The 15,026-nt window shown below is 44.6% G+C and carries 12 protein-coding genes; 7 read left to right on the top strand and 5 right to left on the bottom strand.

Features of this window, described 5'->3' with window-relative positions; genetic code table 11:
- Positions 1–26 precede the first annotated feature (26 nt).
- The 3 genes from CXM95_RS11870 to CXM95_RS11860 all read left to right on the top strand — a co-directional run bounded on the left by CXM95_RS11870 (position 27) and on the right by CXM95_RS11860 (position 2,948).
- A complete protein-coding gene (locus CXM95_RS11870) occupies positions 27–2,219 on the top strand; it encodes an alpha-galactosidase (protein WP_101699219.1) in 2,193 nt (730 codons plus the stop codon).
- A gap of 190 nt (positions 2,220–2,409) precedes the next feature.
- Positions 2,410–2,688, top strand: a complete 279-nt coding sequence (locus tag CXM95_RS11865; RefSeq protein ID WP_199559928.1) for a (4Fe-4S)-binding protein — start codon at positions 2,410–2,412, stop codon at positions 2,686–2,688.
- On the top strand, positions 2,676–2,948 hold the full coding sequence (locus CXM95_RS11860) for a GNAT family N-acetyltransferase (RefSeq protein WP_005234932.1): 273 nt from the start codon (positions 2,676–2,678) through the stop codon (positions 2,946–2,948). The genes CXM95_RS11865 and CXM95_RS11860 overlap by 13 nt, the downstream gene beginning before the upstream one ends.
- Before the next feature lie 69 nt (positions 2,949–3,017).
- On the opposite strand, the gene CXM95_RS11855 is transcribed toward CXM95_RS11860, so the two are convergent.
- From CXM95_RS11855 to CXM95_RS11835, 5 genes are all read right to left on the bottom strand, one after another.
- Positions 3,018–4,772, bottom strand: a complete 1,755-nt coding sequence (locus CXM95_RS11855; protein WP_061054371.1) for an ABC transporter ATP-binding protein — start codon at positions 4,770–4,772, stop codon at positions 3,018–3,020.
- A complete protein-coding gene (locus tag CXM95_RS11850) occupies positions 4,769–6,499 on the bottom strand; it encodes an ABC transporter ATP-binding protein (RefSeq protein WP_101699217.1) in 1,731 nt (576 codons plus the stop codon). The genes CXM95_RS11855 and CXM95_RS11850 overlap by 4 nt, the downstream gene beginning before the upstream one ends.
- Positions 6,500–6,551: 52 nt before the next feature.
- Positions 6,552–7,094: a GNAT family N-acetyltransferase gene (locus tag CXM95_RS11845; RefSeq protein WP_086296863.1), complete on the bottom strand. Its 543-nt coding sequence runs from the start codon at positions 7,092–7,094 to the stop codon at positions 6,552–6,554.
- Positions 7,095–7,243: 149 nt separating this feature from the next.
- The gene (locus CXM95_RS11840) at positions 7,244–7,603 is read right to left on the bottom strand and encodes a hypothetical protein (protein ID WP_086296861.1); all 360 of its coding nucleotides are present in this window, start codon (positions 7,601–7,603) and stop codon (positions 7,244–7,246) included.
- A gap of 73 nt (positions 7,604–7,676) precedes the next feature.
- Positions 7,677–8,609, bottom strand: coding sequence for a helix-turn-helix transcriptional regulator (locus CXM95_RS11835; RefSeq protein ID WP_086296859.1), 933 nt, complete (start codon positions 8,607–8,609; stop codon positions 7,677–7,679).
- 77 nt (positions 8,610–8,686) lie between these two features.
- On the opposite strand from CXM95_RS11835, the gene CXM95_RS11830 reads away from it, so the two are divergent.
- The 4 genes from CXM95_RS11830 to CXM95_RS11815 all read left to right on the top strand — a co-directional run bounded on the left by CXM95_RS11830 (position 8,687) and on the right by CXM95_RS11815 (position 15,003).
- The gene (locus tag CXM95_RS11830) at positions 8,687–9,151 is read left to right on the top strand and encodes a VOC family protein (protein WP_042890471.1); all 465 of its coding nucleotides are present in this window, start codon (positions 8,687–8,689) and stop codon (positions 9,149–9,151) included.
- Between the two features lie 193 nt (positions 9,152–9,344).
- Positions 9,345–10,472: an LCP family protein gene (locus tag CXM95_RS11825; protein ID WP_008378814.1), complete on the top strand. Its 1,128-nt coding sequence runs from the start codon at positions 9,345–9,347 to the stop codon at positions 10,470–10,472.
- Positions 10,473–10,648: 176 nt separating this feature from the next.
- Positions 10,649–11,566 (top strand): cation diffusion facilitator family transporter, encoded by a 918-nt coding sequence (locus tag CXM95_RS11820; RefSeq protein ID WP_086296857.1) that lies wholly within the window; start codon positions 10,649–10,651, stop codon positions 11,564–11,566.
- Positions 11,567–12,336: 770 nt separating this feature from the next.
- On the top strand, positions 12,337–15,003 hold the full coding sequence (locus CXM95_RS11815; RefSeq protein ID WP_086296856.1) for a cation-translocating P-type ATPase: 2,667 nt from the start codon (positions 12,337–12,339) through the stop codon (positions 15,001–15,003).
- Positions 15,004–15,026 lie beyond the last annotated feature (23 nt).

Genomic DNA, 15,026 nt, shown 5'->3' with positions numbered 1-15,026 from the left:
AACAAATACAAAGTAGAGGGTACGATATGATTCTTTTTGACAAACAACTAAACGTCTTTCATTTAAGCAACGATCAAATCAGCTATCTCTTACAGATAGAGGAAGGGGGCAATGTGGCGCACCTTTATTTTGGAAAAAAAATCGCCCATTATTCTGGTGGCTATCGTTATCCACGTCTTGATCGGTCCTTTTCACCTAATCCCCCAGACAGTAGCGATCGGCTTTTCTCATTAGACACCTTGATGCTAGAGTTTCCTGGTAATGGCTTCGGGGACTTTCGAGAAGCTGCCTATACGATTCGCCAGTCTGACGGCAGCCGAGTCAGCCATTTTGTCTTTAGTGATTACCAGATTCAACAAGGCAAACCAGCCTTAGCAGGATTGCCTCAGACCCATGGGGCCGACGACGGCATCGAAACACTGATTCTGTCCTTAAAAGATGATGTGGCAGGACTCGAACTGCAGCTGTTTTACACGATTTTTGAGGAGGCGGCAGTGATCGTCCGCTCAAGTAAAATAATCAACCACGGAAACCAGCCTGTTACCATCGAACAGCTGGCGAGTCAATCCCTGGATTTTCCTAACCGTCCCTTTGATTTGATCCACTTGCCAGGGGCGTGGGCGAAGGAACGTCAAGTGACCCGAGAACCCATCAATCGCGGCATCAAGCGTTTGGACAGCAAGCGTGGTTCCAGTAGCCATCAGCAAAATCCCTTTGCCGTCTTGCTGGAACCTAATGCTACGGAGTTTGCTGGGGAGTGTTTTGGTTTTAGTTTGCTGTATAGTGGCAACCATGAAATCATCATCGAAAAAGATCCTTACCATCAGACTCGTGTGATCATGGGGATCAACAGCCATCAATTTGCCTGGCAATTGCCGCCAACTGAAAGCTTTCAAGCCCCAGAAGCCGTGATTGCTTATAGTGAGGCTGGCTTGAACCAGCTGTCAGCCACCTATCATGACTTTTATGATGAGCATTTGATTCGGGGCAAATACAAAAAGCAAGAACGGCCGATCCTGATCAATAACTGGGAAGCAACGTACTTTGATTTCAATGAAGAAAAACTGGATGCCCTCGTTGATGAAGCGAAGGAGCTGGGAATCGAACTGTTTGTTTTGGATGACGGCTGGTTTGGTCAGCGAGAAGATGACCAAACCTCATTAGGCGATTGGTTTGAAAACGAAGGCAAGCTAGCTTCTGGCTTGGCAGGATTTGCCCAAAAAGTCCATGACAAAGGGCTGCAATTCGGGCTTTGGCTGGAACCAGAAATGGTTTCGGGCGACAGTGAACTGAACCGACAACACCCCGATTGGCTGTTACAAGTACCAAATCGCAAGCCAGCGCTTAGCCGCAGTCAGTATGTGTTGGACTTTTCTCGACAAGATGTCAGAGACCATCTCTATCAGCAATTATCCCAACTGTTTGATACGGTTGCCATCGACTATATCAAATGGGACATGAACCGCAGTCTGTCGGATGTCTATTCCTTGCTCCTCGATCCTGCCCAGCAAGGGGAGGTCGCGCATCGCTATCTGCTGGGCTTGTATGAGTTCCTAGAGAAACTGACCACTGCCTATCCGACGATCCTGTTTGAAGGCTGTTCTGGCGGTGGCGGGCGCTTTGATGCCGGTTTCTTGTATTATATGCCGCAGATTTGGACCAGCGACAACACCGACGCCATCGCCCGCTTGAAGATCCAGTATGGTACCAGTCTGGTCTATCCGCCATCCACCATGGGGGCACATGTCTCAGCGATCCCGAACCATCAGACCCAACGGGCAACGGATCTAGCGATTCGCGGCAATGCCGCGATGTCTGGCTTGCTGGGCTATGAGCTTGACTTAACACAGCTGACAGAAGGAGAAAAAGCGCAAATCAAAGAACAAATCACTTTTTATAAAAAACATCGGCGCCTGCTGCAGTTGGGCCGCTTTGTTCGACTGCTCAGCCCTTATGAAGGCAATGCCGCCGCCTGGCTGTATGTTTCTCCAGATAAAAAAGAAGCGATCGTCTTTTACTTCCGAGTTTTAGCTGAAGCCTCTGCACCATTGGTTACTTTAAAGCTGGCTGGTCTTGATCCTGACCTCACCTATCAAAGTGGGGGAGAGAACTTCGGTGGCGATGAATTGATGCAATTCGGGTTATATATCGATCCTCATTTAGCAGGGGATTACGCCACGCAGCGGTTTCATTTTGTTGCAAAAGTGCCCCACGAATGAAAAAAGCGTTCCGTCAAAACATGCTGTTTTGACGGAACGCTTTATTGTGCTGCCGCAAGCTTTTGGCTAATGATCGGCAACTGAGAGGCTATTTTAGAACAAATGATTTATTTTTTTCTCGAGAAGTCGTATGATGAAGGAGGAGGCAGGCAGTTTGCTTCTGACAATCAGTAAGAGGAGGGTGTTCAACATGGACGAACAGCCACTAGCGAATGAAACAGAAGAAGGGTTGATTGCTGCAGGATATCGGAAGTATCGTGGTGAAGCGATCGATATTTATTACAACAAAGAGATCTGCACCCACAGCGGTAATTGTGTGCGGGGCAATCCCGCCATTTTTGAAGTTGGACGGCGTCCCTGGGTGATTCCTGATAATGGGGAATCAGCCCAAGCGGCACAAGTGATCCAAACTTGCCCCAGCGGTGCATTAAAGTATGTGTTAAAGGAGGAACAATCATGGAAATCTTAGAAGAAAATGCTCGATTTGTGTTAAAAGACGGTGACAAAGAAATTGGTGAAATGACGTGGTCAAAAGCCGGTGAAACGCGTATGATCATTGATCATACCTTTGTCGATCCTGCTTATCGGGGCCAAGGTCTGGCCGAAAAATTAGTGGCAAAAGGGGTGGAAAAAGCCCGCAAAGAACAAAAGAAAATCATTCCTTTGTGTCCCTTTGCCAAAAAAGAATTTGAACGCAAACCAGAATATGCCGATGTTTGGAACCAATAATTCAACCAAAACAACCCCCACCAACTCAAGAGTCTCTCTTTGAGCTGGTGGGGGTTGTTGTATGGATGATCAATGTTGGAATTGAGCATGGTACAGGCGATAGTAATAGCCTTGTTCTGCCAGTAATTCTTCATGGGTTCCTTGCTCCACGATTTGACCGGCATCCATTACAAGGATCTTGTCTGCTGCTCGAATCGTTGATAACCGATGGGCGATCACAAAGCTGGTTTTGCCTTCCATCATTTTCAAAAAGGCATCTTGAATTTTTTTCTCAGTCAGAGTATCAACCGAACTGGTTGCTTCATCCAAAATCAGCATTGGTGGGTTACTGATCATCGTGCGGGCAATCGTCAATAGCTGTCGTTGTCCGTCAGAGATCTTGATGCCTTGATGACCGATCGGTGTATCTAGTGTTTCTGGTAAGCGCATCACATATTCATACATATAGGCATGCTTTAGGGCATCATAGATTTCTTCATCTGTGGCAGTGTCATTTCCGTATTGCAAGTTTTCTCGTAAAGAGGCATCAAAGAGCCATGTATCTTGCAAGACCATTCCGAAGCTTTGCCGTAATTCTTCTCGTTTCAACTGACGAATATCGGTGCCATCGATCTTGATCGCGCCTTTATCGACATCATAGAAACGCATCAACAAATTGACCAACGTCGATTTACCGGCACCGGTTTTTCCGACGATTGCGACGGTTTCTCCAGGTTTTGCAGTAAAAGTGAAATCTTCGATCAATTTTTGACCAGGATCATAAGCAAAAGACACCTCCTCAAAGGCAATCTCGCCTTTGATCTCTCCCAGTGATTGAGATTCTTGGTCATCGGCTGTTTCTGGCTCTTGATCCAACAGCTCAAAGGTTCTTGAAAGTCCAGCCAATGCCGTTTGGATCTGGGTCGTAATTCCTGACAATTCAATGAATGGTTTCGAAAACTGACTGGAGTAGATCGTAAAGCTGGAAATCATCCCAACCGTGACAGCACCTGAACCAGAAAAGTAAAGCAGACCGCCGACAAAGCCGACTGACAGATACGCCAAATGATCGACGAATCGCGAAAGGGGATTGGTCAAAGAAGAAGAAAACTGTGCCTTTTGCCCCCGGACATTCAATTCTTGGTTGATCGTTTCAAAACGGTTTTGGTTGATGGTTTCTCGATCAAAGGCTTTGACGATTTTTTGATTGCCGATCATTTCCGTAACAAAGCCAGAAATTTCGCCGACGATTTCTTGTTGCCGAGCAAAATGCGATTGTGACGTTCGTGCCACGATCCAGTTGACCAAAAAGATGATCGGGGTCGAAACCAATACGACCAACGTTAAGGGCACACTCATTTGCAGCATGACGACTAAGGCGATCAAGACGACCGAAATACCAGAAAACAGCTGGTTGAAGACTGCAGCGACGGCAATGGAAATATTATCCATGTCATTGGTAAAACGACTGACGATGTTGCCGTGAGAGTTTTGGTCATAATAGCGCAAAGGCAATGTATTGAGATGCGCAAAACCTTTTTTGCGCAAATCGGCGACAGATAAATACGCCACGCGGTTACCCAGTCGCTGGATCAACCATTGACTGACCACAGTCACTAAAACCACTCCGGCAAACAGAAGCAAAATACGATAGAGAGTGCTAAATTGCACTTGATCAGCACCTATCAGCTGATCGACGGCTTGACCAATCTGATACGTCATATAAACCGAGGAGACGCCAGCAGCAATCCCGAGGACAACTGCTGCCCAAGTTTCCTTCGCATAGGCAGTCAAATAAGGGAGGTAGCGACGAAAGGCCGACCAATCGAATGATTTCTTTTTCATGCTTCTTCCTCCTCTGCCTGTGATGCGACGATTTCTTGGTATTCTTTTGAAGATGCCAACAGCTCTTCATGGGTCCCTTTGCCTACTAAATTCCCTTGGTCTAAGACTAAGATCTGCTGCGCATCTTGAATGGAGCGAACCCGTTGAGAGATAATGATGACCGTGCCACGAATGCTTTCTTTTAAAGCCATCCGCAAATCAAGATCGGTTTGATAGTCAAGGGCACTTAGAGAATCATCCAAAATCAAGATATCTGGTTTAGCGATCAATGCTCTGGCAATCGTTAACCGTTGTTTTTGTCCCCCAGAAAAGTTCTTGCCCCCTTCAAAAATCGGGGTATCCAGTTGCTGCGGCAAGGCTTCAACGAAGTCGCGGCTTTGAGCGATTTCGAGTGCTCGCCAACACTCTTCATCGGTGGCCTCTTTTTTGCCCCATTGCAAGTTTTCTCGAATCGTTCCCGTAAACAGCACGGCGGTTTGAGGCACCATGGCGATTTTTTGGCGTAATTGCTGTAAAGGCCATTTCCGCACATCGTGTCCGTCAACGATCACTTTGCCATCTGCCACATCGTAGAAGCGGGGGATCAATTGGGTCAAGGCAGATTTCCCACTCCCGGTTGGTCCAGTGATACCTAAAATAGACCCCGGCGCGACTTGGAAATCAATGTTTTTCAAGGCTAATCCGTATTCTTTTGAAAAGCGGAAATCAACGTGCTCAAAGCGAATCGCTCCGACGTTGTTTTTCGGCTGATCCATAAAGACTTCTGAAAGCTCGTCGCCGATCGACGGCTCAGTGGCTAACACTTCGTTAATCCGTGAACCAGATGCTGCCGCACGGGTAAAGATGATCACTAAGTTGGAAACCACGATCAACGCTAAGAGCATTTGATTCATGTAATTGACCAGTGCCAATACTTGTCCTTGCTGCAAATTGCCAATATTGACCTTGAATCCACCGATATAAAACAACGCGATAATGCCGACATTCATGATCAAGGTGGTGGCAGGCGTCAATAAGGCAGAGAGATTTGTGACCCGTAAATAGACCTCACTTAAATCATCAGTTGCCTTATAAAAGCGTTTCGTTTCCGTTTTTGTGCGGGCAAAGGCACGAATCACCCGAATCCCGCTTAAATTTTGACTAACTAGCTCATTCAACTCATCTAAATGGACTTGAACTTTCTTATACAATGGCACGGTTTTGGCGATGATCCAGAATAAGACGATACAAAAGAGCGGTAAAACGAGTAGGAAAATCAAGCCAGCTTGCCAATCAATGACAAAGGCCATAATCACAGAACCGATACTTAAGAAGGGCGCCCGGACAACCAGCCGAATCAGCATCGCCAAAGCAATCTGCATCTGATTGATGTCGTTGGTCATTCGAGTAATCAACGTATCAGTACCGAATAAGTTCAGTTCGCTATGGGAAAGGGTGTTGATTTTTTTCATCAAGCGATTGCGTAATTCTGTCCCGAATCCTTGAGAAGCGACGGAAGCATAATACTGACAGATGACGGCACAGATCATGCCTACCACGGACATCACGATCATCCAGATCGTCATTTCAACGACTTTCGACCAATTGTTTTGCCGTAGCCCCTCATCGACTAAAGCGGCCATCTGTAAAGGCAAGACCAATTCAAACACCGCTTCTAAAAATTTGAAAAACGGACCAAGAATAATCTGTTTGCGATAATCCTTGGCGTAGCGTAACAAGCTTATCATAAAAAACCTCCTAAATTATTGCGGATGAGCGGACTTGTTCATCCTCATGAGCTTATGAGTGAACTTCAGCAAGATGTTCACTGACTAAACAGGCAAAAACCAAACTATCGGTCCATTCCCCCTTGTTCCACCAGTCTTGGATAAAATGTGCTTCTTGGCGCAATCCAATCCGTTGGCAAAGCTTGGCTGAGGCCTGATTGCGGGCATCTAGCGTCGCTTGGACCCGATGGATCTTCTGACTGGCAAACAACCAGTCCAACAACTCTTTCAAGGCTTCTTGAGCAAACCCTTGTCCGCCAAATGACGGATGGAAGGCATAGCCGATTTCAACGGAAGACGGCTGACCAGTAGACCACACCGACAAATCGCCGATGACCGTTTGATCGTGTAGTACCGCCAAAGAAAGACCTGCTTGGTCCGTCAAGGTGTGCTGTTGACATTTTTTGGCAAAAGACGCCGCTGCCGTTTCTGTCTGCCAAGGCTCATGAAGTAAGAAACGGCAAACTTCCGCTTGCTGATAAATAGCAAAGGTATCGGCAAAATCACTTTCTTGAAACGGACGGATCGTTAACAGTTCACTTTCCATACATACCATAGACAGCCTCCATTTCTTTATGGACATCTTACCATAGAACGAAATAGCCGAAAACATTATCAGAAAAATACAACAACTTTCTTGTAAAAGAGTGTAAATTTCATGAAAATTCTTTCTTTTACAATTAGAACTTGCCAGTTGCTGCCTATTTACCACGCCTGCCAGCGGGCAAGAAAGTTTTTTTGCCAATCCCCCAAGGGCAAAATCACTCGCTGCATTTGAAAACGGTAGGTTTCCCCTTTATAAGTAAAGCGAATCGGGACGAGCATCCCTACAACAGGATCTTTGTGCTGTTTTTTTAGCTCAGCAAGCGGCACGATTTTGTGCTGCAGGACTTTTGTCGAGAAAAGATTCAATGCCAAAATCGTCAATTGCTGATCATCTAAGACGAGCAGGGTACGGCTGGTGATGGCATTGAAGGACTGCCATTTTGCATAACCGAACACAGCTCCTTCCGTCAAATAGGGGGCTGCCAACGCTTGGAAGGTTTTTTTATTTAAAAGAAACATGGGTAGAAAACTCCTTATAAGTAAGAATCGTTTTAGGCAGAGTGTCAACCATCATCGAACAGCGTGAAGACGCTTAGTCAGTTGTAAATGGCTGCAGCATCCGCCGAACTTTTTCAGTATACGCCTGTTTGAGGGCTAACGGTTCGATTTCTTTGATGGTTGGCCCAAATTGCAAGAGAAAGTCAGCTAGAAAATCAAGCTCATTGTCGGCAATGTGTCCTTCTAAGCAAAGCTCACTAGGACGTTCCACCACTGCCATATCAGGATATTTTTCTTGCCACAAGCGTTCCTTTGCCGATAGATCAAAGCGGATGTGATAGCCCAGTGTTTGTGTCAACACTTGTTGCTGCAGCTGTTTTTCAGCTAACTGCTGCAAGGTATAGCCTGTTTTTTCAGTCGGAGCAAGTTCCTGCATTGCATCACAGCGATAGCGGCGAAAGGCCTGCTTTTGACAATCAAAGGCCAAACAATACCAGTAACCAGCACGAAAATCCAGCTGATAGGGTTGTACGGTCTTGTTCGTTTTTTGATAACGCTGATAGGTAAATTGGATGACCTGTTCTTGTACGATCGCTGAAAAAAGCGCTGAGAGGATCGGTGCACTCGTCAATTGAGGCACCCCTTGAAACGAAACCGCCGTCTCCATTTTTTCTAACCAGTCGGTATCTCCTTGATAAAAAGACTGCAAAAGTTTTCGCCGCAGCCCTTGATAGCTCCGATCAAAAGGAGAATCGTACAGTTTTTGTAAGAGCTGTAAAGCAAAGAAAAGGGTATAGCGCTCATTGTTGTCAAAGTACAAGGGGGTCAGTTGATTTTTTAAAATCTGATAGCCGCCATAACGACCGGCTTCTACTACGAGAGGCAAGCCCAGCTCTTCCAACGATTGGACATCGCGGACGGCTGTGCGTTTTGAAATCGCAAAGGTTTCCATCAAATCAGCTAGATGAAAAGTGGTTTTTCCTTGTAAATACAATAGCTCCTGAGTTAAACGTTCTGATTTTTTCATTTCTTTCTCCAATGGTGCCAAGTTTTGGCAATATTCACAGTTACACTTATGGTAACAAGAAAAGGAGGAACCAACAAATGATCGAACCAAAAATCGCTTTATTTTTAACCTTAGACGGCAAAGCCCAAGAAGCCATCCACTTTTATCAGGAAACATTAGACGCGACCCTCTTATTCGCCATCACCAACCAAGAATATCAAAAAAAACTTGATCCAACGCTGGAGATTCTTGCAGGTCAAGAACAGTATCTTTCTCATTCCATCCTACAAATCGGAGATTTCCAGTTGCAGCTGGCTGACAATCCATTGATCGAAGGGGAGCCCATTCAAGCAGGGAATCACTTATCCTTGAGTTTGACGATAGACGACACCAAAACAGCTCAAAAGCTTTATCAACGACTAGTGGAAAAGGGCAGTCAGGTGATCCAGGCACCTAGTGAAAATCCGTTTGCGTTTTTTTATGCAAGTGTTCGCGATCCATTTGGTGTAATTATTCAGCTTACTGTCGAAAAAGAAGTTGATCCATCAAAAAAGGGTGAATGAAAAAAATCGTTTTTTAATAAAATATCCATAGAAGTTGACTAATTATCCAGCTTTCTTTCATCATCAGAATTATTTTTAAGGAATGTTTAAAGGACTTCACAGAAAAAGAATAAAACTTCTTAAAAAAATAGGCGGATCGCAAAAATTCTGGTACAATCGGGGAGAGCAATTCAGGAGAAATGAAGGAGGCACTATGGATAGAAAGACGAGATATAAACAGCAAAGAGCCCACAAAGCGCGCAACAAACGCGTGATTATTGGAGGAATCTTTCTTTTCGCCATTGCAGGCATCGTTTTATTTGCCGGCTATACGTATTATGCAGCAAAAAATTCAGTGGATAAAATGTTTAAAGAATCCGCTGTAATCAGTTCCAATAAAAGTAAAGAAGACAACTCATTGAAAGCTTCTGACGTGAATTCAAAGTTTGGGATCTTGCTGATGGGTGTCGATAATGACGCGGAACGTGAAAAGACAGAACATTTGGACAGTGCCCGTACCGACAGTTTGATTTACATGGTATATGATGGCGAAAACAAGAAAATCGATATGGTTAGTCTCCCTAGAGATATTTGGACCAATATTTATGATGGAACAGGAACTGGGACAATTGCTACTACAGCCAAGATCAATAGTGCATTCACGATTGGTGAGGAAGACGCAACGATTGAAACAGTCCAAAACTACCTGCAATTGCCAATTGACTATTACGTAAACATCAATTTTACAAGTTTTGAAAAAATAATCGATGCGATTGGCGGAATCACTGTTGATGTGCCTTACGACATCAACAAGAAATATACTTCAGACAACACGGGAGAAACGTTGATTCCAGAAGGACGTCAATTGTTGAACGGTGAACAAGCCTTGATTTTTGCCCGTATCCGGAAAATGGATACTGATGTGGATCGAGGAAACCGTCAGCAAGAAGTTATTGAAGCAGCGATCCACCAAGCTTTGAAAATCAATAATGTCACCAAGTACCAAGAAATTTTAGATTCTGTCAGCGAAGATGTGAATACAAACTTTAAGTTTGAAGACTTAGTATCTTTAGCGGGCAATATGTTGTCTGGGTTCGATATTCAAAAACATACCTTTGAATGGTACGATGGGGAATCTTATGATGGACAATCGATCGTATATATTCAAGACTATTCTTACAATGAAATCCGTAATGATATGTTGAAAGCATTAGGTCAAGCACCAGCAGATTCGCAAGCAGATGCCAATACAGAAACACAAACCGGTGTTGGAAACGAGACAGGTGCAGGAACTGGTGACGGATACGGCTCGGATGTCGTTGATGACGGAACCGGCTACTAATCAAGAGAAAAAAGTCAGGAACATTCCTGACTTTTTTTGTACCCTCAGACCTTTAAAAATCGATTGAAAACAAGTTCAGTCTCTCAAGCCGCTTTCGTTTGCATCTAAGAAGTGCAGTGCTATTCTTAAGAAAAGAGACAGCTTGTTGCAGCAAGTCATACACTGGGGGAGGAACCATGATGGAAAAACAGCAAGAACAAAAAGCCCGAAGAATCGTCTTGTTGACCCATGTCTTAGGGTTGCTCATGAAAGCCATCGGGTACTTCCTTAGCGGCAGTGCAGTTTTAATGAACGAAAGTATTCACAGTATGATCGATTGCATCAATCAAGGTCTTTTGGCCATCGGTGAAAACCGAGCACAGCGAGGACGCAGTGAATTGTATCAGTTCGGTGAAGGACGAGCGACCTACTTTTTTAGTACCGTGGTCGCAATGACGGTCTTTTTAGGAGGCGGCATTTTAGCTGTTGTCGAAGCCAGCCGCGATTTGCTGGATCCCACCCACGAAGTGGAGCAGATCCAGCTGGTGGCAGCAATCTTATTTGTCAGTTTGTTTATTGAAGTGACTGCAGTTCAAGATGGTTGGCAAGAAGTCAAAGAACAAAATAAACAAAAACAACCCCTCGTCCGTTTTTTGAAAGAAAGCCGGGATTCTGATTTACTATTAGGTTTTACGGAAAATTTGTTTGCCTTAGGCAGTGTGACGATCGCCATCATAGGAATCTCATTGACTGCTTTGACAGGCAATCCAGTATTTGATTCCCTCGGGGGCATTTTAGGTGGATTGTTGTTGATTGCTGCTGCTGTCTTTTTAGCCAAAGAATTTTATAGCCTTTTGATTGGCGAAGGGGCATCCGCATCAGATTTAATGGCGATCAAACAAATTTTAGCCGACCCTGCAATCATTCAAATCAAAGATTTACGAACCCTCCATCTAAGCCCAGAGGAACTTTTGATCGTCGCCGACCTTAGCTTGAAACTAGCGCCGGATGAAGAACCAAGCACGTTTATTGATACCATTGAGCAACAAATAAAGCAGGCTTTGCCTGAACTGCGGGTCTATTGCTATATCGAGAGTGAGGAAATTACCTCTTAAAGTAGAATAAATACGAAGCATTCTTCGGTTGGTGATTCACAATTCAACCGATGAATGCTTGTTTTGGGTAGTGGTGAGCTCGTGTTGAATGAACACAAAGGATCAATGGCTTGTTTTAACTTTAGGCTTTTCTGACGATCAGGAATTAGATTGTAAGCGGAAAGATCCAGCGATTTATCTATTTTTTAGCAGTAAACAGTTTTTTTGTTCAAAAGTTTGTGTTTTTTTGTTAAAATAAAGTAAGGACAGCGAGTGTTCTCTGTTTGAAGTTATTTTTTTGCTAGAGTTGTAACATTGTAAATCACAACATAGCGAAAGCTCAGGTTATTAAGAAAATGCCGAAACGAGTGCCTGTTTGCCGTTACTGGCATGCTGCCCAATCGTCACCAAAAGCGGTGGTGCTAATTTTGTCACGACTGTTTTTTTACACCACTTGTGAAGCAAAATCCTTTGCGAACATCTTCATCCATGATAGGTTAGAAATAGGCCGAATGGTTTTTTCACAAAGTACGTACATAGAAAGATCACTTGCGATGACTAAAAGCAGCGACTTCATTGCTCGCAAAATGATCGATGCTCATCACACATACCTTTTCCCTCAGCCAGTCAATCTGCGCTTGCTTTTCTTATTGGTTATATTCCCTTAAATCAGCAATTGCCTGAACCAATTAAAAATCAAAAAATGACTGTGCAAGGTATCTGTACCGATTTATCCCTTCAGAAACGTGGAAACCCTCGGCAAGAAGTTTACAATTAAAAGGAGGAATTTGATGGAAAAATTTTACCAGCAAAAGACTGAAGAGACCTTGAAACATTTTGAAAGTGACCGCAAGCAAGGCCTAAGCGGGAAAGAAGCCGACAAACGCTTAGAAAAATACGGAGAAAACACGATCCAGCAACAAGAATCCCTTTCTGTATGGGAATTGCTGTGGCATAACTTGAACAACTTGATTGTTTATCTCTTGCTAGCAGCTGCGTTACTCTCTTTTGCGATGGGGGAAACGGTTGAAGGAATTGCAGTACTGATTGCCGTGGTGATTGCTGTAATGACCGGTTTCATTACAGAATTACGAGCACAAAAATCAATTGATTCACTTCAAAGCATGATTTACACTACCGCAAAAGTGATTCGTGATGGAGAAGTAATGGAGATCGAGTCGGCAAAGATCGTTCCAGGCGATATTCTCGTTTTGGAAGAAGGGGATGCTATTGCCGCAGATGCCCGCTTACTTGAAACGAGCAACTTTGCCTGCATCGAATCAGCGCTGACCGGTGAGTCAGAAGCTGTTGAAAAAGATGCACGAGAAACTTATGAAGAAGATGTTCCATTAGGCGATCGCCGCAATGTCGTTTTCGCAGGAACTGCGGCAACTCGGGGAAATGCCTATGCAGTAGTGACAGAAACCGGCATGAAGACCGAGGTTGGAAAAATCAGTGACATGCTGACGGGGGATAAAAAGCGTCAAACGCCATTAGATATCGAATTGGACAAGCTTGGAAAAGCAATCATTATTGCAGCACTCTTTGCTGCGGTGGCAGTTTTGGTCGCAGGTATTTTGACGAATCAGCCATTTGTCGAAATGATCCATATCTCGATTATTTTAGCGGTCGCAGCGATACCTGAAGCAATGCCAGCCGTTTCGACAATCACATTGTCTCGAGGCATGCGGACGATGGCCGAGCACAAAGCACTCGTCAAATCGTTATCAGCCGTAGAGACTCTTGGCGCCACCAGTATCATTGCCAGTGATAAAACGGGGACGCTGACAGAAAACCAAATGACGGTTGCCGAGATCATTTTAGGTTCTGGGGAAATGTTCAAAGTGACAGGAAATGGGTATGAACCCAACGGAAAATTCTATAAGGCAGACTCGGATGATAATTCCGAAATCGACGCAACCAATCATGATGCACTGCAAGGGATGGTTGCAAATGGCGCTTTATGTACCACCGCCACTTTACGTGAAAACGAAGGGCAATACGAGATCCTCGGTGATCCAACGGATGGGGCGTTTGTCGTTTTAGGTCAAAAGATCGGCATCGATCGGCAAAAAGAGCAGGACAGCGGGCTGAAGAAAATCGCAGAAATGCCCTTTGATTCCGACAACAAATACATGGTGACCGTGTATGAAGGAGAGCAACGGACATTGATCATCAAAGGGGCACCAGATGTCTTAATTGATTTAGCTGATGCTGATGCCACAGAAAAAGAACAACTTCATGAATACAATGACACGTTAGCCAGTCATGGGCAGCGGGTGATCGCTGTCGGTTGCATCAAGGATTATCAAGGTGGGACGGACGAAGCAGAACTGAAAGCAGCATTACAGGAAATCAAGATCCAAGGCTTTGCGGGCATCGTCGATCCGCCACGAACAGATGTCAAAGAGGCAGTGAAGGTCGCCCAAGAAGCGGGGATCCGAGTGAAGATGATCACGGGGGACCATCCGAAGACCGCATCAATGATCGCCAAAGAAATTGGCTTAAAAGATCATGAAAAAACCATGACAGGTCGCGAGATCGATGAATTGGCAGGGCAGGAGGGCTTTAACGAAAAAATCGAAGAAGTCGCTGTCTTTGCTCGAGTCTCTCCAAAAAATAAATTACAACTTGTGGAAGCCTTGCGTGAAGAAGGCGATATCGTTTCTATGACTGGCGATGGCGTTAACGATGCGCCAGCACTCAATGGCGCCGATATCGGGATCGCCATGGGGATTCGTGGGACAGAAGTAGCCAAAGAATCTTCCGATATGATTTTAACGGATGACCGTTTTGGAACAATCGTCGATGCCATCAAAGAAGGACGTATCATTTTTGACAACATAAAAAAATATGTTTCTTTCTTATTCTCATGTAATATGGTTGAGATCGTGACGATCTTTTTAAGTGTCATCTTCTTGATGCCAATGCCGATCCAACCGCTGCATATCCTTTTCTTAAATCTAGTCATCGATATTGCGCCAGCAATGGCGTTAGCCTTTGAACCAGCAGAAGACGATATCATGAAACGTCAGCCACGGTCGAAAGCTGATGGCCTCGTCAACAAACGCTTCTTAGGACGCATCATTTTAAGTGGTGTTGTGATTGGTTTGGTGGCGTTTGGCTTCTTCAATTTCTTGATGTTGACGGATCACGAGTTGCTTTATGCACAAACAGCGACCTTTACCTTTATGGCAGTAGCACAATTGATGCATATTTTCAACGTTCGTAAGAGCAGCGGTTTTGGCTTAGACAAAACTCTCTTGAAAAACAAACCGTTGATGGGGGCATTGCTCCTTTCCGTAGGTTTGCAGCTTTCAGCAGTCTATGTACCGTTTATGAATGAGCTATTAGACACGATGCCAATTCAAGCCGGCACGTGGGGGATCATCTTCGCTGCTGCAGCGATCTCTACACTGATTGTGATGGGCTTGAAGAAACTCTTCCAATTAAAATAAAATAAATTCTCCAGTATTTTCTC

Origin of the sequence: Enterococcus sp. CR-Ec1 (assembly GCF_002850555.1) — a bacterium.
In the GTDB taxonomy this organism is placed as follows: Bacteria; Bacillota; Bacilli; order Lactobacillales; family Enterococcaceae; genus Enterococcus_D; species Enterococcus_D entomosocium.
Note: the sequence above shows the minus strand (reverse complement) of the source record. Positions and strands in the feature narration are given on the sequence as shown.